Source organism: Rhodococcus sp. Z6_132 (assembly GCF_058133635.1).
In genome coordinates, this window is sequence record NZ_JBYUNP010000002.1 from 1,251,710 (window position 1) to 1,273,514 (window position 21,805).

Genomic DNA, 21,805 nt, shown 5'->3' on the forward strand with positions numbered 1-21,805 from the left:
GGAGGGAGCCCCCGGGCGACAGGGCGGGACTAGCCGGCGGGTGCCGGCTCGCCCGTGGGCTGCCTGCGCATCCGCTGGGAGATGACGGTGGTGATGCCGTCCCCCCGCATGCTCACCCCGTACAGGGCGTCGGCAACCTCCATGGTCGCCTTCTGGTGGGTGATGACGATCAGCTGGGAGCGCTCCCGCAGCTGCTCGAACAAGGTGATCAGCCGCCGCAGGTTGGTGTCGTCCAGCGCCGCCTCCACCTCGTCCATCACGTAGAACGGCGACGGCCGCGCCCGGAAGATCGCGACCAGCATGGCCACCGCGGTCAGCGACTTCTCACCGCCGGACAGCAGGGACAGCCGCTTGACCCGCTTGCCCGGTGGACGCGCCTCCACCTCGATGCCGGTGGTGAGCATGTCGTCGGGGTCGGTCAGCACCAGCCGGCCCTCCCCGCCGGGGAACAGCGTGGCGAACACGGCGCCGAACTCCGCCGCCACGTCGTGGTAGGCCGCGGTGAACACCTCCAGGATCCGTCGGTCCACGTCGGCGACCACGCCCAGCAGGTCCTTGCGGGTGGCCTTGACGTCCTCCAGCTGGGTGGCCAGGAACTGGTAGCGCTCCTCCAGGGCGGCGAACTCCTCCAGCGCCAGCGGGTTCACCTTGCCCAGGGTGCGCAGGTCCCGCTCGGCGCGGGCCACCCGCTGCTCCTGGGTGGCGCGGTCGTAGGGCATGGGCGGCGGGGCGCTCACCTGCTCGCCGCGCTCCCGGGCGGCGGCGTGCTCGGCCAGCTCCTGCGCGGTGGGCGGCAGCGGCACGTCCGGGCCGTACTCGGCGACCAGCTCGTCCAGGCCGATGGCGTGGGTGGCCACGATCGTCTCCGCCAGCTGCTCCACCCGCAGCGCCGCCTGGGCCCTGGCGACCTCGTCGCGGTGCACCGCGTCGGTGAGCTCGGCGAGCCGCTGGGCCAGGCCGCGGGTGCTCTCCCGCGTGACGCGCAGCTCCGCCTCGGCCGCGGTGCGGCGCGCGGTGACGGCGTCGCGCTCGGCCACCGCCGCGGCCAGCACCTGCTGCACGTGCTGCTGCGCCCGCTGCCCGCCCTCGGCCACCGCCTCGGCCACCGCGGCAGCGTGCCGGCGGGTGCGCAGCGCGTTCTCCGCCCGCACCCGGGCGTCGCGCTCGGCACGGGCACTGCGCCGCAGGGCGTCGGCCCTGCCGCGCACCGACCCGGCTCGCTCCTCCGCGGTGCGCAGGGCCAGCCGGGCCTCCACCTCGGCGGCGCGGGCGGTGCTCAGCGCGACGGCGGCTGCGTCGCGCTCGGCCGTGGTGGGCTCGTCCTCCCCCGGCTCGGCCTGGGCGTGGGCCAGGCGCTGCTCCAGCTCGGCCAGCGCCGTGAGCCGCTCCGCCCGAGCGGTCTCCAGCTTCTCCCGCTGGGCGGCCAGCCGGGCCACCTCGCTCTCCGCGGTGCGCACGGTCTGGCCCAGCCGACCGAGGCGCTCGGCCACCGCGGCGAGCTCGGCGTCGGACTCGTTCAGCGCGGCCAGGGTCAGGTCGACGTTCTGTGCCCGCTCCTTCTCCTCCTCCCGCGCGCCGGTGAGGGCACCGGCGAGCTGCTCGGCGCGCTGCTCGGCGGCCTGCACGGCGGCGGTCGCCTCGTCCACCGCGGCCTGCACCTCCAGGGTGCTGGCCGGACGGTCCGAGCCACCCAGCGCCCACCCGGCGCCCAGCAGGTCACCCTCCTGGGTCACCACCCGCACCCCGGCGGCGGTCAGGGCGTCCGCCTGGTCGAGCTGCTCGACGACCACGACGTCGCACAGCAGGGCCTGCACCGCGGGGCGCAGCGCGTCGTCGCAGTCCACCAGCTCACCGGCCCAGCGTGCGCCGTCGGGCAGCGCCACGGCGGGGCGCTGCCCGAGTGGCGCCGCGGCGTCGGTCACCAGCAGCCCGGTCCGTCCACCGTCCGCGGCCTTGAGCGCCTCCAGCGCGGGCAGCACCGCCTGCTGGCCGGCCACCACCACCGCGTCGGCCAGCGGACCGAGCGCGGCCGCCACGGCCGCCTCGTAGCCGGTGCGCACCCGCAGCCGCTGGGCGGCGGTGCCGAGCACCTGGTGGTGCTCGACCAACCACCCAGCGCCGTCCTTGCGGGCCAGCCCCACCGACAGCGCCGCCACCGTCGCGCGGCCCGAGGCCACCGCCTGGCCCGCCTCGCGCTCGGCCTCGAGCAGCTCGCTCACCCGCTGCTGGGCCGCGGCGTGCGCGGCCACCGCCCGCTCGTGACGGTCGTCCAGCCCCAGCTCGCCGGCGTCGAGGTCGCTGATCTCGGCCTGCACCGCCGCGAACTCGCGCGCAGCCTCCTCGCCGCGGGCGCGCGCCTCGGCCATGGAGGTGCTCAGCCGCTCGATCTCGGCGGCGCCGGACTCGCTGCGCGAGCGCAGGGTGTCCACCTGCCCGGACAGCCGGGCCAGGCCCTCGCGCCGGTCGGCGATGGCCCGCACCGCGGCCAGGTGTGCCTTCTCGGCGGTGGTCAGCGCCCGCTCCAGCTCGGTGCGCCGCTGCTGCGCGGTCGCCAGCTCGGCCTGGGCGGCCACCATCGCCGCCTCCAGCTCGGCCTCCAGCTCGGCGGCGCGATCGGCCTCGGCCTCCAGCTGTTCAGGGTCGCGGCCGGGGCGGGTGTCGGCCACCGGAGCGCTGAGGTGGCGGGCCCGGTCGGCCGCCACCCGCACGGTGGCGCTCATCCGCTCCTGCAGGGCCGACAGCCGCAGCCAGGTGTCCTGCGCAGCCGTGGCGGCCGGGGCCAGCTCGGCCACCAGGGCCTCGCTGACGGCCACCTGCTGCTCGGCGCGGGCCAGCTCGGCCTGCACCTGCTCCTGCTGGGCGCGGGCGGCGGCCTCGTCGGTGACGCCGCGGTCCAGCTCGGCGCGGCGGGTCACCAGGTCGTCGGCGGCGAGGCGCAGCCGGGCGTCGCGCAGGTCGGCCTGCACGGTCTGCGCACGGCGCGCCACCTCGGCCTGCTTGCCCAGCGGCTTCAGCTGGCGGCGCAGCTCGGTGGTCAGGTCGCCCAGCCGCGCCAGGTTGGCCTGCATGGAGTCGAGCTTGCGCAGCGCCTTCTCCTTGCGCTTGCGGTGCTTGAGGACGCCGGCCGCCTCCTCGATGAAGGCGCGGCGGTCCTCCGGCCGCGACTCCAGGATGCTGGCCAGGCGTCCCTGCCCGACGATGACGTGCATCTCCCGGCCGATGCCGGAGTCGCTGAGCAGCTCCTGCACGTCCATCAACCGGCACGAGCTGCCGTTGATCTCGTACTCGCTGGCGCCGTCGCGGAACATCCGCCGGGTGATGGACACCTCGGCGTAGTCGATCGGCAGGGCGCCGTCGGAGTTGTCGATGGTGAGGGTGACCTCGGCGCGGCCCAGCGGGGCGCGCCCGGAGGTGCCGGCGAAGATGACGTCCTCCATCTTGCCCCCGCGCAGCGCCTTGGCGCCCTGCTCACCCATCACCCAGGTGAGCGCGTCAACCACGTTGGACTTGCCAGACCCGTTGGGCCCCACCACACAGGTGATTCCAGGCTCGAAGCGCAGCGTGGTGGCCGAGGCGAAGGACTTGAATCCCTTCAGCGTGAGGCTCTTCAGGTGCACCAGGGAACGGTACCCGGCGCTACCGCTCCACGAAGCCGTGCAGGCCGCCGCGCGCCGGCTCCCAGGTGTGCACCACGGTGTCCACGGCGCCCGGGGTCGCGCCCCCGCGCAGCGCCTGCAGCAGCTGCTCGCACTGCGCGCGGGGGCCCTCGGCGACCACCAGCACCCGACCGTCGCGCTGGTTGCTGGCGCTGCCCACCAGGCCCAGCTCCAGCGCCCTCGAGCGGGTCCACCAGCGGAAGCCGACGCCCTGCACGTGACCGTGCACCCATGCGGCGAGGCGGACGGGAAGCGTGTCGGTCGTCGGATCAGGCATGCCGCCTATTCTGCAGGGGTGGGACAGCGCGGGTTGGTCGTCAACGCCTGCCGCTCGCTGTGTTCTTGGCGGGCCAGCCGCGCGGAGGAAGACCTGCACGTCTGTGCCGGGTGCGGCTCGCAGTGGGTGCCCAGCGAGCCGTGGACCCCGATCGACGCCGACGGCCGGGTGCCCGCGGCCATCCTGGAGGTCAAGAAGCGCCAGGATCCCGGGTGAGCGGGCTCGCCTCGTTCCTGGACACCACCCAGGACCAGACCGTCGGACGCCTCGGCGACCTGCAGTGGTCCTGGCCCTACGCGCTCGGCCTGGCCATCTTCTTCCTGCTGCGCGGGCTCTACCTGCGGCGGCCGCTCACCCGCAACCACGTGCTCGGCGCCATCGCGCTGGCGGTCATCGCCCGGCTGGCCTACGACAGCGGCCGAGGGGTGCTGGGCTTCATCGCCCTGGCCCTGGCCGGTGCCGTGCTGGTGTTCCCCAAGACGGCCAAGGCCGCGCCCGAGGAGCTGGGCCGGGTCTTCGCACTGGTCAACCGCTCCCGGGACGACCCGCTGGCGCCCTTCGTGATGCACTCGGCCAAGGGCTACTTCTTCAACAGCGACGGCACCGCGGCGCTCGGCTACCGGGCCCGCCTGGGCATCGCCGCCGTCGCCGGGGACCCGGTGGGCGAGCGCACCGACTTCGCCGACCTCATCGAGGAGTTCCAGGCGCACTGCCGCAGCAACGGCTGGCGGGTGGCGGTGCTCGCCGCCGGCGAGTACTGCGCACCGCTGTGGAGCAGGCACGGGCTGCGGACGGTGCCCATCGGGCGTGACGTGGTGATCGACGTCGCCTCCTTCACCCTGCAGGGCCGGCAGTGGCGCAACCTCCGCCAGGCGGTGCAGCGCACCCACAACGCGGGGATCACCACCGAGGTCCGCTCCGAGCGGGGCCTGGACAAGGAGACGCTGGCCGAGCTGCGCCGGCTCGTCGCCAGCAGCGACCACCGGCACGCCAACCGGGGCTTCTCGATGATCCTGGACCACCTGCTCGACGGCCGGACGCCCGGCATCCTGCTGGCCATCGCCCGCGACGCCGAGGGGCGGGCGGTGGCGTTCCACCGCTACGCCACGGCCGACGAGGGCCGCATGCTCACCCTGGACGTGCCCTACCGCTCCGCCGACGCCCCCAACGGGGTGGACGAGCGGCTCAGCGTGGACATGGTGCACCACGGCAAGGAGCACGGCGGGGAGAAGGTGTCGCTGGCGTTCGCGGCGTTCCCGGAGATCTTCGAGTCCACCCACCGGGGGGCGGGCCAGCAGGCGGTGTACGTCGCCACCCACCTGCTCGACCCGCTGATCCGCATCGAGTCGCTGTACCGCTTCGTGCGCAAGTTCCGGGCGCTGGACGGACAGCGGTTCGCGATGGTCAGGCTGCGCCAGGTGGCGTTCGTGCTGGCCGCGTTCCTGGTGCTGGAGTTCGTCCCGCACCGCCGGCGGAGCTGAGGCCGGTGGGTGTCCGGCTGCTGCTGCGGCGGGCCCGCGGCGGCGGCTGGCAGGACGGGCAGCTGAACGAGGAGCGGTTCATGAAGCTCTCCCGCGCGATGCTGCGCCCGCACCGCGGGCACGGCCGGCCCGCCTGGCCGTAGGCCGCCAGCGAGCGGTCGAAGTAGCCGGAGTCACCGTTGACGTTGACGTAGAGCGCGTCGAAGGACGTCCCACCCTGGGCCAGCGCCTCGCGCATCACCTCGGCGGCCCGGCTGAGCAGCTCGCGGGCCTGGGCGCGGCTGAGCCGGTCGGTGGGGCGCCGGCCGTGCAGCTGGGCGCGCCACAGGGCCTCGTCGGCGTAGATGTTGCCGATGCCGGAGACCAGGGTCTGGTCCAGCAGCGCCCGCTTGACCTCGGTGTGCCTGCGCCGCATCGCGGTCACCACGGCCTCGGCATCGAAGTCGGGGTCCAGGGGGTCGCGGGCGATGTGGGTGACCGGGCGGGGCAGCAGGACGCCGTCCACCGGCTCCAGCTCCTCCACCGCCCAGCCGCCGAAGGTGCGCTGGTCCACGAACCGCAGCTCGCTGGCCGGCTCGTCGGCGGTGGCCCGCAGCCGCACCCGGATGCGCAGGTGCTTCTCGTCCGGGGCGCCCACCGGCTGCACTCGCATCTGCCCGCTCATGCCCAGGTGCACCACCACGGCCTGCCGACCGCGCTCGACGGTGTCGGCCTGCAGCCACAGGTACTTGCCCCGACGGTCGGCGCTGACCAGGCGCGCGCCGAGCAGGCCGAGCACGAGGTCGTCGGCGCCGGCGAGGTGGCGCCGCACCGCGCGGGGGTGGCGAACCTCGACGGACTCCACGACGTGGCCGACCACGTGCTCGACGAGGCCGCGACGGACCACCTCGACCTCGGGCAGCTCGGGCACTCAGGCTCCGGAGGGGGAGGTGGTTCCCTCAGCCTCGACGGGGGTCTCGGCCGCCGACAGGGCGCGCCAGGCGGTGGAGGCGGCCTTCTGCTCCGCCTCCTTCTTGCTGCGGCCGGAGCCCACCCCCAGGGTGTCCCCCGAGACGAGCACGCGCGCCTGGAACTCCTTGAGGTGATCGGGGCCGCTGGACTGCACGTCGTAGACGGGCACGCCCAGGCCGCGCTCGGAGGTGAGCTCCTGCAGGCTGGTCTTCCAGTCCAGGCCGGCCCCCAGCAGCGGCGCCTCGGTGAGCAGCGTGTCGAACAGCCGCTCCACCACCTCGCGGGCGGTCTCGATGCCGTGCTGCAGGTGGATGGCCCCCAGCAGCGACTCCATGCCGTCGGCCAGGATGCTGGTCTTGTCCCGGCCGCCGGTGAGCTCTTCACCCTTGCCCAGCAAGAGGTACGCACCGAGCCCACCCTCGCCGAGGGTGCGGGCGACCCCGGCCAGCGCGTGCATGTTGACCACGCTGGCCCGGATCTTGGCGAGCACACCCTCGGACTTGTCCGGCAGGGTGCGGTAGAGCCGCTCGGTGACTGCCAGCCCGAGCACGGAGTCCCCGAGGAACTCCAGCCGCTCGTTGGTCGGCAGGCCACCGTTCTCGTACGCGTACGAGCGGTGCGTGAGTGCGAGCGTCAGCAGCTCGGGGTCGAGATCGACCCCGAGTGCCGTCAGCAGCGGACCGCGGTCGAGAACCGCTCCGTCTGTGTGCTTGCTACCCACCGTTGATCCCGCGGACTCAGACCGCGGTGACCTGACGGTTGTTGTAGGTGCCGCAGGACGGGCAGGCGATGTGCGGGAGCTTCTGCTCGCCACACGCCCGGTTGGGGCAGGTCACCAGGGTGGGAGCAGTGGTCTTCCACTGGCTACGGCGGTCCCTGGTGTTGGCACGGGACATCTTGCGCTTCGGGACGGCCACGACTACTTCTCCTCGAGATCGGTTGGCGCACCGTCATCGGTGCTGTGCTTGGCGCTGGGCTCCGGAACACCGGCCTGGTCGAGCTTGGCCGACAGCGCGGCCCAACGGGGATCTATGGTCTCATGCCCGTGCCCGGGTTCTGCAATCGCCAGCTGAACACCACACTGGGCGCACAGTCCGGGGCAGTCCTCCGAGCACAACGGCTGCAGCGGCAGGTCGAGCACGATGGCCTCGGTGACGGCCGGGGCGAGGTCGATCAGCTCGTCCTCGACCATCCTGGCCTCGTCGTCCTCCTCGGCCTGCTGCGGCGTCTTGGCCGGGTAGTAGTACAGCTCGGTGAGGGTGATCTGCACCGGCCGGGTGAAGGTCTCCAGGCAGCGCGAGCACTCGCCGACCGCCGACGCGGTGACGGTGCCGCTGACGAGCACGCCCTCCATCACCGACTCCAGGCGCAGGTCGAGCTCCAGCGGGTCGCCCTGGGGCACCGCGATGAGCTCCAGCCCGATGCGTTCCGGGGCGTCGACGGTGCGCTCGACGGTGCGCATGCTGCCCGGCCGGCGGCCGAGCTCGCGGGTGTCCAGCACCAGGGGTGCAGACGGGTCCACGTGCGTGCCGGAGTGACTGTGTGCTGGCATGACGGCTGCTCGTGTCTCCTTGCAGGTCTCAGTTCGTGGGTGTCTCACGTGGGTGCTCACGGGAGGAGCTCCGGGGCGCGACGGTGCGCCCAGCGGTACCGCGGTGTCGCCGGCTCTGCACCGGGCAACCACACCACGATACGCGCGAGGCAGGGTGGCCGCGCTCGGCCGGGCGCTCAGCTGCGGTAGTCGGGGGTGCCGAGCCCGGCCCGCAGCTGCTGGCGGCCGCGGGTGATGGTGCGCAGGGTGCCGGTGAGGGTCTCCTCGAAGGTCGCCAGCTTGGTGTCCACGTAGACGTCACACTCCGCGCGCAGGCGGTCGGACTCGTCGTGGGCGGCGTCGATGATCTTGGCCGACTCGTCCCTGGCCACCTGGACGATCTCGGTCTGCGACACCAGGCGGCGCTGCTCGGCCTCGCCCTCGCTGACCGAGCGCTCGTAGGAGCTCTCGCCGGCGGTGACCATGCGCTCGGCCTCGGCCCGGGCACGGGAGGTGAGCTTCTCGAACTCCCGCTCGCCCTCGTCGATGGTGCGCGAGGCCTGCCCCTGGGCGTCGGTGATGATCTGCTCGGCGCGGTCGCGGGCCTGCGTCACCATCCGCTCGGCCTCGGCGCGGGCACTGGCCAGCGTGGCCTTGGCCTCCGCGTTGGCCGCGGCCACGGTGCTCTCGGCCTCGGCGCGGGCGTCGCCCACCACCTTGTCCCGGTGGTCGATCACGTCCTGGGCGTCGTCGAGCTCGCCGGGGATGGCGTCACGCACGTCGTCGAGCAGCTCCAGCACGTCCCCGCGCGGCACCACGCAGCCTGCGGTCATCGGGACGCCGCGCGCCTCTTCGACGATGGCGACCAGCTCGTCGAGCGCCTCGAAAACCCGGTACAAACGTCAACCCCGATCATCAAAGGAAAGTGCGAGTCAACCCGCTCGGCACAGTGTGCCCGCCCGCGCCGGGCTCAGCGGGCACCGCCGGCGGCGTGTCGTCACCGAGCGATTCGCGTGGTCACTGAGAGGCGTTGGCGGCCAACCGTTCCAGCAGCCGGGTGTGCACCAGATCGGGAAGCAGGTGCGAGACGTCACCACCGTAGGTGGCCACCTCCTTGACCAGCGAGCTGGACACGAAGCTGTACAGCGGGTTGGTGGAGATGAACAAGGTGTCCACCCCGGAGAGCTGCTGGTTCATCTGCGCCATCTGCAGCTCGTAGTCGAAGTCGCTGACTGCGCGCAGGCCCTTGACGATGGAGCGCAGGCCGTGCGCCTTGGCGTAGTCGACCAGCAGGCCGTCCCAGGAGTCCACCCGCACGTTGGGCAGGTGCGCGGTGCACTCCCGCAGCATGTCGATGCGCTCGTCCACCGTGAACAGGCCCTGCTTCTTCTTGTTCACCAGCACCGCGACGACGAGCTCGTCGAACAGGTGGGAGGACCGCTCGATGACGTCGAGGTGCCCGTTGGTGACGGGGTCGAAGGAACCCGGGCAGACCGCACTGCTCATGGCACGGGACCGTAACAGGCGGCGATCTCAACCCTGGTCTCGCCGTAGGTCTTCACCACCTCCGGCTGCAGCCCCTCCGGCCACTCGGTGACCGCACCCCTGGCCGACCTCTCCAGCACCACCAGCGAGCCGTCGGCGACGAAGCCGTCGGTCACCAGCGTCTGCAGCACCCGGGCCACGGCCTGGTCGGTGACCGCGTACGGCGGGTCGGCGAGCACCAGGTCGTAGGGCTGCTCCGGCGGGGTGCCCAGGGCGGCGGCCACGCTGCAGCAGCGCACCGTCGCCCCGGGCAGGGCCACGGTGCTGACGTTGTTCCGGGCCACGGCGGCGGCGCGGGCGTCGGACTCCACCAGCAGCACCTCTCGGGCGCCGCGGGAGAGCGCCTCCAGCCCCAGCGCACCCGAGCCCGCGTACAGGTCCAGCACCCGGGCGTCGTCGAGGTCGGTGCGCGCGTGCAGCGCGCTGAAGATGGCCTCCCGCACCCGGTCGGAGGTGGGGCGGGTGCCCTTGGTCGGGACGGTCAGCCGCCGCCCCTTGGCGGACCCGGCGATGATCCGCGTCACTCCAGAACCACGAGCAGGTCGCCGCCCTCCACCGGGGAGACCCCGCTCAGCGCCACCCGCTTGACCGTGCCGGCCACCGGCGCGCTGATGGCGGCCTCCATCTTCATGGCCTCGATGGTGCCGATCGGGTCACCCTCGGCAACCTCGGCACCCTCCTGCACCGACAGGGTGACCACGCCGGCGAAGGGTGCAGCCACGTGCCCAGGGACAGCGCGGTCGGCCTTCTCGGTCACCGGGGCGTCCGAGGCGACGCTGTGGTCGCGCACCTGCACCGGGCGCAGCTGTCCGTTGAGGGTGCACATCACCGACCGCATGCCCCGCTCGTCGGGGTCGGAGATCGCTTCCAGGCCGATCAGCAGGCGCACCCCGGGCTCCAGCTCCACCTCGTGCTCGGCGCCGTAGCGCAGCCCGTAGAAGAACTCCCCGCTGGCGAGCACCGAGGTGTCGCCGAACTGCTCGCGGTGCTCGACGAACTCCCGGGTGGGCCCGGCGAAGAGCAACCGGTTGAGGGTCTCCCGCGGAGCGTCCCGCAGCTGCTGCTCGTCCTCGGCGGTCAGCTCGGGTGTGGGCGCGGCCTCCGCCCGACCCTCCAGCGCGCGGGTGCGGAACGGCTCGGGCCAGCCACCAGGGGGCACGCCCAGCTCGCCGCGCAGGAAACCGATGACCGAGTCGGGGATGTCGAAGCGCTTGGGGTCGGCCTCGAAGTCCTGCACCGACACCCCCGCGCCGACCAGCTGCAGGGCGAGGTCGCCCACCACCTTGGACGAGGGGGTCACCTTGACCAGGTGGCCGAGCATCCGGTCGGCCCCGGCGTACATCGCCTCGACCTCCTCGAAGCGCTCCCCCAGCCCCAGCGCGATGGCCTGCTGGCGCAGGTTGGACAGCTGCCCGCCGGGGATCTCGTGGTGGTAGACCCGTCCCGTCGGTGCGCTGAGCCCGGCCTCGAACGGCGCGTAGACCCGGCGCACCGCCTCCCAGTACGGCTCCTGGTCGCACACCGCCTGCAGGTCCAGGCCGGTGGCCCGCGGGGTGTGGTCGGTGGCCGCCACGATGGCCGAGAGCGCGGGCTGGCTGGTGGTGCCGGCCATGGAGGCCATGGCGCCGTCCACCGCGTCGGCACCGTGCTCGGCAGCGGCCAGGTAGGTGGCCAGCTGGCCGCCGGCGGTGTCGTGGGTGTGCACGTGCACCGGCAGGTCGAACCGCTCCCGCAGCGCGCCCACCAGGGTGGCGGCAGCCGGGGCACGCAGCAGCCCGGCCATGTCCTTGATGGCCAGCACGTGCGCACCGGCCGCCACGATCTGCTCGGCCAGGCCCAGGTAGTAGTCCAGCGTGTAGAGCTTCTCCGCCGGGTCGGACAGGTCGCCGGTGTAGCAGAGCGCCACCTCGGCGACCGCGGTGCCGGTGGCGCGCACGGCGTCGATGGCCGGGCGCATCTGGTCCACGTCGTTGAGGGCGTCGAAGATCCGGAAGATGTCGATGCCGGTGCTGGCCGCCTCGGCCACGAAGGCGTCGGTCACCCGCTCCGGGTAGGGGGTGTAGCCCACGGTGTTGCGTCCGCGCAGCAGCATCTGCAGGCAGATGTTGGGCACCGCCTCGCGCAGGTCGGCCAGCCGGTCCCACGGGTCCTCGGCCAGGAACCGCAGCGCCACGTCGTAGGTGGCGCCGCCCCACGCCTCCAGGCTCAGCAGCTGCGGCGTCATCCGGGCGACGTGGCCGGCCACCGCCAGCATGTCCTTGGTGCGCACCCGGGTGGCCAGCAGCGACTGGTGGGCGTCGCGAAACGTGGTGTCGGTGACGGCGAGGGCCTTCTGCGCCCGCAGGTCGGCGGCGAAGCCCTCCGGGCCCAGCCGCAGCAGCCGCTGGCGGGAGCCGTCCGGCGGCGGTGCGTCCAGGTCGATCGTGGGCAGCTTCTCCAGCGGGTCCACCGCCACCGGCACCTCGCCGTTGGGCTGGTTCACCGTGACGTCGGCCAGGTAGGTGAGCAGCTTGGTGCCGCGGTCGGCGGAGGCGTTGGCGTTGAGCAGCTGGGGGCGCTCCTCGATGAAGGAGGTGGTGACGCGCCCGGCCCGGAAGTCTGGGTCCTCCAGCACCGACTGCAGGAAGGGGATGTTGGTGGACACCCCGCGGATGCGGAACTCGGTGACCGCCCGTCGTGCCCGGGCCACGGCGGTGTCGAAGTCGCGGCCGCGGCAGGTCAGCTTGACCATCATCGAGTCGAAGTAGGCGCCGACCTCGGCGCCCAGGGTGGTGCCGCCGTCCAGCCGCACCCCCGCGCCGCCCGGCGAGCGGTAGGCGGTGATGCGACCGGTGTCCGGGCGGAAGGCGTTGTTGGGGTCCTCGGTGGTGATCCGCAGCTGCACCGCGGCACCGTGCAGGACGATGTCCTCCTGCGCCAGGCCCAGGTCGGCCAGCGACTCCCCCGCGGCCACCCGCATCTGCGCCTGCACCAGGTCCACGTCGGTGACTTCCTCGGTGACCGTGTGCTCCACCTGGATGCGGGGGTTCATCTCGATGAAGACGTAGTTGCCGTCGGCGTCCAGCAGGAACTCCACGGTGCCCGCGCAGGAGTAGCCGATGGCGGTGGCGAAGCTGACCGCGTCGCTGCACATCCGCTCGCGGAGGGCCGGGTCCAGGTTGGGCGCCGGTGCCATCTCCAGCACCTTCTGGTGGCGACGCTGCACCGAGCAGTCGCGCTCGTAGAGGTGGATGACGTTGCCCTGGCCGTCGGCGAGCACCTGCACCTCGATGTGGCGGGGGTTGAGCACCGCCTGCTCCAGGAACACGGTGGCGTCGCCGAAGGCTGACTCCGCCTCCCGCATGGCGGCCTCGATGTTCTCCCGCAGGTCCGCCGGCTCGATCACCCGGCGCATGCCGCGCCCGCCACCCCCCGCGACCGCCTTGACGAACACCGGGAAGGTCATGTCCTCGGCGACCGCCAGCAGCTGCTCCACGTCGTCGGTGGGCTCGCTGGACGCCAGCACCGGCAGGCCGGCCTCCCGGGCCGTGGCGATGGCCCGCGCCTTGTTCCCGGTGAGCTCGAGGACCTCGGCGGAGGGGCCGATGAAGGTGATCCCGGCCTCGGCGCAGGCCGCCGCCAGGTCGGGGTTCTCGGAGAGGAAGCCGTACCCGGGGTAGATGGCGTCGGCGCCGCAGCGCTGGGCCACCGCAATGAGGTCGGGCACCGAGAGGTACGCCCGGACGGGGTGGCCCTCCTCGCCGATCTGGTAGCTCTCGTCGGCCTTCATCCGGTGGCCGGAGTTGCGGTCCTCGTAGGCGAAGACGGCGACGGTGCCCGCCCCCAGCTCGTAGGCCGCACGAAAGGCACGGATGGCGATCTCGCCACGGTTGGCAACTAGCACCTTCTGGAACATGGTCGCTCGCCTCTCAGGTGACGTGCCTGGCAACGCTACCGGGTGGTGCCGGTCATGATGCCGAGCCGGACGCGCCGGGTGCTGACGAGCAGCACGTGGCCTTGCCCACCCGCAGCCGCGGGCGCCGTCCCCGGCCGCCACGTGCCGCCGTCGATGGCCGATACTGACCGGCATGAGGAAGCGCGGGCAGTGACGGGGCTGCTCTCCGGCACCATCTCGGTCGGCGCCCTGCTCGGGGCGCTGTGGTGCCTGGTCATGCTCATGCTCAGCGGCCCCAAGGGCCACCGGCTGCTGCTGGGTTGGCTCGCCCTGGTCGAGGTGGCGCTGGTGGTCCAGGCGGTGGTCGGCATCAGCAAGATCTTCGGGGAGCACCGGCACATCGCCAGCGCCACCTTCGTGGGCTACCTGCTGGGCGCGCTGCTGATCCTGCCGGCGGCCGGGTGGTGGTCGCTCGCCGAGCGGAGCCGGTGGGGCGTGGGAGTGCTGATGGTGGGGTGCCTGGTCATCCCGGTGCTGGTGGTCCGGATGAACCAGATCTGGTCGGGCTACGGTGCCTGAGCGCTGGGGTGACACCCCCGCCGCGCCGCGCACCCGGGCCGCCGCCACTCGCAGCGGCCCCGGCCGCCTGCTCATCGCCGTGTACGCGATCTTCGCCCTCTCCGCGACGGCCCGCTCGGTCGTGCAGCTGGGCACCCAGCTCGACCGCGCTCCGCTGGCGTACTCCCTCTCCGCGCTCGCCGCGCTGATCTACGTGCTGGCCACGGTCACCCTGGCCCGGGGCGGCGCGCTGTCCCGACGGCTGGCCACCACGGCGATCACGGCGGAGCTGGTGGGCGTGCTGGCGGTGGGCACGGCCAGCCTGGTGTTCCCGGACGCCTTCCCCGACGCCACCGTGTGGTCGGACTTCGGCGCCGGCTACGGGTTCGTCCCGCTGGTGCTGCCGGTGCTGGGCCTGTGGTGGCTGCGGCACACCGCCCGGCACCCCTGACCGCCTCGGGGCCGGTGGGCGCAGCTGCGTGTGGTGGCGTGTTCCGGAAGGCTCACCCACTGTCATCTCGACCACCCTCGGTGATGCCCACGGACAGAACGGGACCGCCCGAGGATGGTCGCGGCACCCGGTTCGTGCGAAACACCCACGGCCCCACCGTGGACGAACCTCCGCGCACTCACACCGCCGGCAGCGAGGCCGTCGAATTGTTCAGCACAGCGTAAACAATGGTGTGACGTTGTGCCCCTGAGAGGTTGCCTGAGCACATTTTCTCGACTCGTCTATATGCACGTCAGGTAGCCCGAGGTGCACTTTGCGTGAGCATTTGTTCATGCGGGTTTTTCTGTTGTTTAACGTGGTCCTCATGCGCTAGATTTGCGCCCGAAACAGGCTCTCCTGCGGCGGGCTCTCCCATTCTTGGCGGGACGCGCGCAGCGGAGGGCTGCGCATTGCCGGGGTGCGCTCCACCAGAACTCCGCTCGACAAGGAGCTCGATGAACACACCCGTCTCGCAAGGGGCTGCTCGTGCCGCAACCGCTGCAAGACCGGTCGCCAAGACTGCGCAGCGACTCCACCAGTTCTTTGAGATAACTTGCGACAGAACGCCTCTCAGCACCGCTGTGGACTGGGAGGGGGTCTTGGTCAGCTACGCCGAGCTCGAGGCGAGAGCAAACCGGTTGGCCCACCACCTCGTCTCACGCGGCGTCAGGCCGGGTGCACGGACAGCCATTCTTCTGCACCGATCACTCGACACCTACGTCGCACTGCTGGCGATTGGCAAGGCGGACAACACATTTGTTCCGATTGACCCCGCAGCGCCGGCCGATCGCGTGGCATTCATCATCGCCGACGCGGGAGTCGAGTTCGTGGTCACGTCGTCCTCGCTGTCGAATGCCCTTCCCGCATTGGCGTGCACCACAATTGAGGTCGACACCGACCGCGCGCCCATCGAGCTGTCCCCCTCGCACCGGCGCCGCCCGGTGCCCCGCGTCGGTGACGATCCAGACCCGGACGGGGCCGACCCGGTCGCGTACGTGATGTACACCTCCGGGTCCAGCGGACGCCCCAAGGGCGTGCAGATCGCCCAGTCCAGCATCTGCAACTTCCTGCGCGTGGTGCCCCAGGTCTACGACGTCCGTCCGGTCGACCGCGTGTACCAAGGCATGACCATCTCCTTCGACTTCTCCATCGAGGAGATCTGGCCCACCTGGGCGGTCGGCGCGGCCCTCGTGGTGGGACCGACCGACTCCCGCCGGCTGGGTGCCGAGCTCGCCGACTTCCTGGACGACGCCGGCGTCACCGTCCTGTACTGCGTGCCCACCCTGCTGGCCACCATCCCGCGCGACCTGCCCCGCCTGCGCAGCGTGCTGGTCGGCGGCGAGGCGTGCCCCGCGCAGCTGGTGGAGCGGTGGAGCAGGCCCGGGCGCCGGATGCTCAACACCTACGGCCCCACCGAGGCCACCGTCACCGCGACCGTCGCCGAGCTGCTGCCCCGTGCTCGCGTCACCATCGGCAGGCCGCTGCCCACCTACACCGTGGTGCTGCTCGACGACGACCGCGCCGAGGTGGCGCCCGGAGAGATCGGCGAGATCTGCATCGGGGGCCCTGGCGTGGCCCTCGGATACGTGGGCCGGCCCGACCTGACCGCCGACCGCTTCGTCCACCACCGGCTGGCGCCGGCGCCGGGCCGGCTCTACCGCACTGGCGACCTCGGGCGCCTGACGCCGGAGGGCGAGCTGGAGTACCACGGCCGCGCCGACGCCGAGGTGAAGATCCGTGGGCACCGCGTCGACCTCGGCGAGATCGAGAGCGTGCTGCTCGAGGACCCGGCGGTGACCGAAGCCGTGGTGGCGCTGAGCGCCGACCCTGCCGACGCCGGCTCCTCCGGCGAGCTGGCCGCCTACGTGGTGCAGGGCGCTGGGGTCGAGGTGCCCCGTGACGTGCTCACCGAGCGTCTGCACGAGCAGCTCGTCCAGCGGCTGCCCGCGTACATGGTGCCCGTGTTCCTCGACGTCGTGAGCGCCCTGCCCACGATGCCCAGCGGCAAGGTCGACCGCACCAGGCTGCCCCGACCCGCCCGTCGCCTGGCGCTGCGCGGCGGGCCCGTGGTGGAGCCGGAGGGCCCCGTGGAGGAGCAGGTGCGCACCGCCTGGGCTGCGGCACTCGGGCTCGAGCCCGAGGCGCTCTCGGTGGAGGCGAACTTCTTCAGCGACCTCGGAGGCCACTCGCTGCTCGCCGCGCAGGTGGTCTCCCGCCTGCGGGAGGTGCCGGAGAGCGCGGGGGTGGCGCTGCGCGACCTCTACGACCACCCCACCGTGCGGGGCATGGCCACCCAGCTCGCGGCCCGGTCGGGCCACCGCACGGCACCCACCCGCCCGCGGCCGCGGGCGCTGCGGCACAGCACCCGGCGCATCGCGGTCGCCGGCGGCTGGCAGGCGGCGTCCATCTACCTGCTGCTGCTGGTGGTGACCCTCCCGGTGGTCTACGTCTACACCGAGAACGACGGCTTCGTCTCCGTCGAGGTGCTGGCCCAGCTGCTGGTCGCGATCCTCGTCAGCTACCTCAACGTGCGGTGGGTCCTGCCCATCCTGTTCGGCCGGCTGATGGTGGCCGGCATCAGACCGGGCCGGTACAAGCTCTGGGGTGTCACCTACCTCCGGATCTGGTCGCTGAACCTGCTGCTGTCCATCAGCCCGCTGCCCGTGCTCAGCGGCTCACCGCTGGCCGCGCCGTACCTGCGGCTGCTCGGGGCCAAGATCGGCACGCACGCGCAGATCGCCACCAGCGCGATCAGCCTGCCCAGCATGCTGCGCATCGGCGACCGCGCGGCCGTGGGCTACGGCGTGTCCCTCAACCCGTGGCGGGTGGAGGACGGCTGGGTGGTCGTCGAGCCGATCACCATCGGCAGCGACGCCTTCGTCGGTGCCCAGGCAGTGCTGGACCCCGGCGCGACGGTGCAGGCCGAGGCCGCCCTGGGCGAGCTGTCGGTGCTCAGCGACGGCGAGACGGTCCCTGCCGGCCACCGGTACGCGGGGTCGCCGGCGGAGCCCGTCGACCGGCTGTCGGTGACCGTGGAGTCGATGCTGGTGGACGAGCCCTGCCGCGACGGCTGGCGGCCTGGGCAGCTCGCGGCGGTGGCCGTCGGCGCCTTCGCCCTCGAGATCGCCGCCATCGCCATGATCGTGCCCAGCGTGGCTCTGGTGTGGTGGGCGCTGCTGGCCTTCGGGGTCATCGCCGGGCTGCTGGCCACCCTGCTGGCCGGGCCCGTCTTCGTGCTCACCGTGTGCGCGGTGGTGCTGGTGGGCAAGCGGGTGATCCTGCCGAGCCTGCCCCTGGGGGCGCACCCGCTGCGCTCGGGGCTGGGCGTGCGCAAGTGGCTCGCGGACAAGCTCATCGAGTTCAGCCTGATGTTCACCAACTCGCTGTACGCCACGCTGTACACGGCGCCGTGGCTGCGGCTGCTCGGTGCCGACATCGGCCGCGGTGCCGAGGTGTCCACCGCCGCGCACCTCGACCCCGACCTGCTCACGCTCGGCGACGACAGCTTCGTGGCCGACATGGCCAGCCTCGGTGCCGCCACCTTCGTGGGGGGACGGGTGATGTTCCAGCGCACCGAGATCGGCGCGCGCTCGTTCGTGGGCAACGCGGCCGTCGTCGCGGCGGGTGCCAGCATGGGCGACGGCTCCCTGGTCGGGGTCTGCACGGCGCCCCCGGAGTCCGGGGTGCCGCCGGGGACGTCGTGGCTGGGCTCCCCCGCCATGCGGCTGCCGGTGCGCCAGGACAGCGGCTCCTTCCCCGAGGAGCTCACCTTCCGGCCCACCCGCCCGGTGGTGCGCCACCGCCTGCTCATCGAGCTCCTGCGGGCCACCCTGCCCGCATCCGTGCTGGGCGTGAGCTTCTACCTGTACCTGTGGGTGCTCTCCGACGTCACCCGCGGTCGGGACATCGCGGTGCCCGCGCTGGTCTCCCCCCTCATGACCATCCTGTCCGGGCTCGCGGTGGTGGCCTTCTGCGTGGCGGTCAAGCGCAACTTCATCGGCACCTACCGCCCCCGCGTGGAACCGCTGTGGAGCCGCACGGTCCGCCACAGCGAGCTGGTCACCGGCCTCTACGAGGCGGCCGCGGTCCCGGCCGCCGTGGGGATGCTGGTGGGAACTCCCTTCCTGCCTCCGCTGCTGCGCGCGTTCGGCGCCAAGGTCGGTCGCGGCACCTGGATCGGCACCACCTACCTCACCGAGTTCGACCTCGTGGAGATCGGTGACGACGCCGTCATCGGGACCGAGGTGTCGCTGCAGACGCACCTGTTCGAGGACCGCGTGATGAAGATGTCGGTGGTCACCGTCGAAGCGGGGGCCACCGTCGGCACCCGGGCGGTGGTGCTCTACGACGCCGTGGTGGAGCGTGACGTCTCGCTCGGGTCGCTGTCGCTGGTGATGAAGGGCGAGCACCTGCCCGCCACCACCGAGTGGCGGGGCATCCCCGCCCAGGCGGTGGACCGGCTGCCGAGCGGCGGGCAGGCAGGCACCGGCCTGCTGGCGGCTGCGGGGGCAGCGCGATGAGGCGGTGGCTCGGGCGCACCAGCACGGAGCCGGAGGCCACGCGGGCCGGGCCCGACGGCGCACCGCTGGCGCTGGTGTACCGCGGACCTGCCTCGGTGCCCGGCTGCTCCGAGGCGGTCGCCGAGCTGCTCAGCGCCAGCCGCTGGGGCTTCGCGGTGCGCTACGTCGGACCCCACGAGCCGCATCCCCTCAGCGCCGCGACCTTGGCGGGGGCGGCGGTGTACGCGCAGCCGGGGGGCGCCGACCTGGGGCCCGCCTACCGCCGGCTGCGCAAGCACCGGCACGACATCCGCGGGTACGTCCAGGGCGGTGGCCGGTACCTCGGTTTCTGCCTCGGCGGATACCTCGCGGGCGCCACGCCGGGGTTCAAGCTGCTGCCCGGCGACACCGACCAGTACGTGGTGAGCCGCGGGGCCACCGTGCGCACCACCGACGACACCCTGGTGGAGGTCTGCTGGGGCGACGACCGGCGAGTGCTGTTCTTCCAGGACGGCCCGCACTTCGAGATCTCTGCCGACGAGGGGACCACGGTGATGGCGACCTACCCGAACGGGACGGTGGCCGCCCTGGTCACCGGGTACGGCGCCGGCCGGGTCGGCGTGGTCGGCCCGCACCCGGAGGCCACCAGGGACTGGTTCACCGACGCGGGGCTGCCCGACCCCGGCCGCCGGCGGCGGGACGCCGCCGCCGCCCGCGGGCAGGACCTCGGGCTCGCCCTGGTCGACGCGGTGATGTCCCCGTGACCGCCGCCCTGCGCACGGGCGCCACCCCGACCACGGCGCTGCGGCCCTCCCCGGCGCCCCGGCCCTCCCCCGTGCCGCGCACGGCAGGCCCGGGGGCGGTGGGTCAGCTCCCTCGGGCTCGGCTGAACGGGATCGACGCCGCGCGCGGCATCGCGCTCGTCGGGATGATGGCCATCCACGCCCTGCCCGACTTCGACCCGGACACTGGTGCGCCCACCTGGAGCTTCCTGGTCTTCGGCGGGCGATCCGCCGCGCTGTTCGCGGTGCTCGCCGGGGTGTCCGTGGCCTTCATGACCGGCCGGGCCCGGGTACGACGGGGGGCCGCGGTTCCCACCGCCGTCGGGCTGCTCGCCCGGGCGGGGGTCATCGGCTGCATCGGTCTGTTGCTGGGCTACGCCGACCCGTCGCTGGCCATGGTGATCCTGCCGTACTACGCGATGATGTTCGTCCTGGTCGCTCCCCTGGTCCTGCTGCCCACCTGGGCGGTCGCTGGCGCAGGCGTCGTCGCGGCGGTGGGGGGACCCGCGCTGACCCACGTGCTGCTGCCGCACCTGCCCGCCCCGTCGCTGGACAACCCAGGCTTCGGCGACCTGGTGCAGGGTCCCGGCCAGCTGCTCGCGGAGGTGACGCTCGTGGGTGAGTACCCCGCGCTGCCGTGGATGGCCTACCTCTGCGCGGGACTGGTGCTGGGGCGCCTGTCCCTGGGCCGGGCGAAGGTGGCGCTCGTGACGCTGGTCAGCGGGCTCGTGCTCGCCGTGGCCGCAGCGGTCACGTCCTCGCTGCTGCTGCACACCTACGGCGGGGTGGACCGCATCCGTGCCGCGGTGGACGCCAGCAACCTCACCACCTCCGAGACCGAGGACGTGCTGGTCTTCGGCGGCGACGGCACCACCCCCACCTCCACCTGGTGGTGGCTCGCGCTAGACAAGCCACACACCAGCACCCCGCTCGACCTGGCCGCCACCACCGGGGTGGCGCTGGCGGTGATCGGAGTGCTGCTGCTGGTGGGCCACCTCGCCTGGCCGCCGGTGCGCCGGGTGCTCGGCGCGGTGCAGGCGCCGCTCGTGGCCGCCGGGACGATGACGCTGACGCTGTACACCGTCCACCTCATGTTCATCAACTCCGCCCACGACACCTATCCCGCGATGACCAGCTACCTGCTGCAGGTGGTGGCGGTGCTGGCGCTGGGACTCGCGTGGCGGTCCATCGCCGGCCGTGGCCCGCTGGAGACCCTGGCCACCGGCGCCGCCACCCGGGCGCGGCGCCGGGTCCTCGCCGTGGCCTCCGCACCGCCCTCCCGCAGGTCAGGCGGACGGCACCGGCAGCGGGCCCGGCACCGGTGGGGGCCGCGGTGAGCGAGGCGCGGGTCACCCGACGACAGCTGCTGCTGGGCCTGGGCGGAGCCGGCGTGCTGGCGGCGGCCGGTGGGGCGGGCGTGCTGAGCATCGACCGCGACAGCGGCCCGCTCGCCCTGGTGTACCGCGGGCCCGCGGCCACCCCGGGCTGCCCCGAGGCGGTCACCGCGCTGCTGCGCAGCGCCCACTTCCGCACCTCGTACGTGGGCCCCGACGAGGACCTGCCGCTGTCCGCGGACACCCTGGCCACGGCCACGGCGTACGCCCAGCCCGGCGGCGCCAACCTCGACCCGGCGTGGGACGAGATCAGTGCGGACACCGAGGTGATCCGGGCGTGGGTCCGCCAGGGCGGCAGCTACCTCGGCTTCTGCCTCGGCGGCTACCTCGCGGGCGCGACGCCGGGGTTCCGGCTGCTGCCTGGTGACACCGAGCAGTACGTCACCCTCGACGGGGCCACGGTCCGGACCACCCGCGACACCATCGTGTCGGTGCTGTGGCGCGGGGTGCCCCGGCGGATGTACTTCCAGGACGGGCCGGTCTTTCGGATCACCCCCGGCGCCGACGCCGAGGTGATCGCCACCTACCTCACCGGGGAGCCGGCCGCCGTCGTCTCCTCCTACGGCAGCGGCCGGGTGGGCGTGGTGGGCCCGCACCCGGAGGCCGACCAGTCCTGGTTCGACTCCGCCGGGCTCAACAGCGCCGGCGTCCTCAGCCACGACCTGGGGATCGACCTGGTCAAGGCCACCACCTGGCGCCCCAGCGCGCAGGGTCCGGGTCCCGTGGGCCCGACCTCCACCCGGTACGGCGGGTGAGCAGACCCCCGC

The 21,805-nt window shown here is 73.1% G+C and carries 17 protein-coding genes and 1 pseudogene; 8 read left to right on the forward strand and 10 right to left on the reverse strand.

What is annotated here, in order from left to right:
- Positions 1-29 precede the first annotated feature (29 nt).
- Together smc and AC3YO9_RS12620 are read right to left on the reverse strand one after the other, a co-directional pair.
- Positions 30-3,617 (reverse strand): chromosome segregation protein SMC, encoded by a 3,588-nt coding sequence (gene smc, locus AC3YO9_RS12615; RefSeq protein WP_489983374.1) that lies wholly within the window; start codon positions 3,615-3,617, stop codon positions 30-32.
- Between the two features lie 19 nt (positions 3,618-3,636).
- Positions 3,637-3,933 (reverse strand): acylphosphatase, encoded by a 297-nt coding sequence (locus tag AC3YO9_RS12620; RefSeq protein WP_127782711.1) that lies wholly within the window; start codon positions 3,931-3,933, stop codon positions 3,637-3,639.
- A gap of 18 nt (positions 3,934-3,951) precedes the next feature.
- Here AC3YO9_RS12620 and AC3YO9_RS12625 point away from each other — a divergent pair, with 18 nt between their 5' ends.
- On the forward strand, positions 3,952-4,149 hold the full coding sequence (locus AC3YO9_RS12625) for a hypothetical protein (RefSeq protein WP_127782710.1): 198 nt from the start codon (positions 3,952-3,954) through the stop codon (positions 4,147-4,149).
- A complete protein-coding gene (locus tag AC3YO9_RS12630) occupies positions 4,146-5,414 on the forward strand; it encodes a bifunctional lysylphosphatidylglycerol flippase/synthetase MprF (protein ID WP_489983375.1) in 1,269 nt (422 codons plus the stop codon). Before AC3YO9_RS12625 ends, AC3YO9_RS12630 begins: the two co-directional genes overlap by 4 nt.
- Before the next feature lie 25 nt (positions 5,415-5,439).
- On the opposite strand, the pseudogene mutM reads toward AC3YO9_RS12630, so the two are convergent.
- The 8 genes and pseudogenes from mutM to AC3YO9_RS12670 form a co-directional block, all read right to left on the reverse strand.
- Positions 5,440-6,324, reverse strand: a pseudogene (gene mutM, locus AC3YO9_RS12635) (bifunctional DNA-formamidopyrimidine glycosylase/DNA-(apurinic or apyrimidinic site) lyase); the annotation flags it as partial.
- Complete coding sequence (gene rnc / locus AC3YO9_RS12640; protein ID WP_489983376.1) at positions 6,325-7,086, reverse strand: ribonuclease III; 762 nt, start codon at positions 7,084-7,086, stop codon at positions 6,325-6,327.
- Between the two features lie 16 nt (positions 7,087-7,102).
- Positions 7,103-7,282 (reverse strand): 50S ribosomal protein L32, encoded by a 180-nt coding sequence (gene rpmF, locus AC3YO9_RS12645; protein ID WP_127782706.1) that lies wholly within the window; start codon positions 7,280-7,282, stop codon positions 7,103-7,105.
- Between the two features lie 2 nt (positions 7,283-7,284).
- A complete protein-coding gene (locus AC3YO9_RS12650) occupies positions 7,285-7,917 on the reverse strand; it encodes a YceD family protein (protein WP_127782705.1) in 633 nt (210 codons plus the stop codon).
- 176 nt (positions 7,918-8,093) lie between these two features.
- Complete coding sequence (locus AC3YO9_RS12655; protein ID WP_489983377.1) at positions 8,094-8,795, reverse strand: DivIVA domain-containing protein; 702 nt, start codon at positions 8,793-8,795, stop codon at positions 8,094-8,096.
- A 118-nt stretch (positions 8,796-8,913) separates the two neighbouring features.
- Positions 8,914-9,402 (reverse strand): pantetheine-phosphate adenylyltransferase, encoded by a 489-nt coding sequence (coaD, locus tag AC3YO9_RS12660; RefSeq protein WP_489983378.1) that lies wholly within the window; start codon positions 9,400-9,402, stop codon positions 8,914-8,916.
- Positions 9,399-9,965: a 16S rRNA (guanine(966)-N(2))-methyltransferase RsmD gene (rsmD, locus tag AC3YO9_RS12665; protein WP_127782702.1), complete on the reverse strand. Its 567-nt coding sequence runs from the start codon at positions 9,963-9,965 to the stop codon at positions 9,399-9,401. Before rsmD ends, coaD begins: the two co-directional genes overlap by 4 nt.
- Positions 9,962-13,336: a pyruvate carboxylase gene (locus AC3YO9_RS12670; RefSeq protein ID WP_489983379.1), complete on the reverse strand. Its 3,375-nt coding sequence runs from the start codon at positions 13,334-13,336 to the stop codon at positions 9,962-9,964. Before AC3YO9_RS12670 ends, rsmD begins: the two co-directional genes overlap by 4 nt.
- A 189-nt stretch (positions 13,337-13,525) precedes the next feature.
- On the opposite strand from AC3YO9_RS12670, the gene AC3YO9_RS12675 reads away from it, so the two are divergent.
- The 6 genes from AC3YO9_RS12675 to AC3YO9_RS12700 all read left to right on the forward strand — a co-directional run bounded on the left by AC3YO9_RS12675 (position 13,526) and on the right by AC3YO9_RS12700 (position 21,793).
- A complete protein-coding gene (locus tag AC3YO9_RS12675) occupies positions 13,526-13,894 on the forward strand; it encodes a hypothetical protein (protein ID WP_206518130.1) in 369 nt (122 codons plus the stop codon).
- A complete protein-coding gene (locus tag AC3YO9_RS12680; protein WP_489983380.1) occupies positions 13,887-14,324 on the forward strand; it encodes a hypothetical protein in 438 nt (145 codons plus the stop codon). Before AC3YO9_RS12675 ends, AC3YO9_RS12680 begins: the two co-directional genes overlap by 8 nt.
- A gap of 587 nt (positions 14,325-14,911) precedes the next feature.
- Positions 14,912-18,883 (forward strand): Pls/PosA family non-ribosomal peptide synthetase, encoded by a 3,972-nt coding sequence (locus tag AC3YO9_RS12685; protein WP_489983486.1) that lies wholly within the window; start codon positions 14,912-14,914, stop codon positions 18,881-18,883.
- Positions 18,880-19,626, forward strand: coding sequence for a BPL-N domain-containing protein (locus tag AC3YO9_RS12690; protein WP_489983381.1), 747 nt, complete (start codon positions 18,880-18,882; stop codon positions 19,624-19,626). The genes AC3YO9_RS12685 and AC3YO9_RS12690 overlap by 4 nt, the downstream gene beginning before the upstream one ends.
- Positions 19,623-20,981, forward strand: coding sequence for a heparan-alpha-glucosaminide N-acetyltransferase domain-containing protein (locus tag AC3YO9_RS12695; RefSeq protein WP_489983382.1), 1,359 nt, complete (start codon positions 19,623-19,625; stop codon positions 20,979-20,981). The genes AC3YO9_RS12690 and AC3YO9_RS12695 overlap by 4 nt, the downstream gene beginning before the upstream one ends.
- The gene (locus AC3YO9_RS12700) at positions 20,978-21,793 is read left to right on the forward strand and encodes a BPL-N domain-containing protein (protein ID WP_489983383.1); all 816 of its coding nucleotides are present in this window, start codon (positions 20,978-20,980) and stop codon (positions 21,791-21,793) included. Before AC3YO9_RS12695 ends, AC3YO9_RS12700 begins: the two co-directional genes overlap by 4 nt.
- The last annotated feature ends 12 nt before the right edge of the window (positions 21,794-21,805 follow it).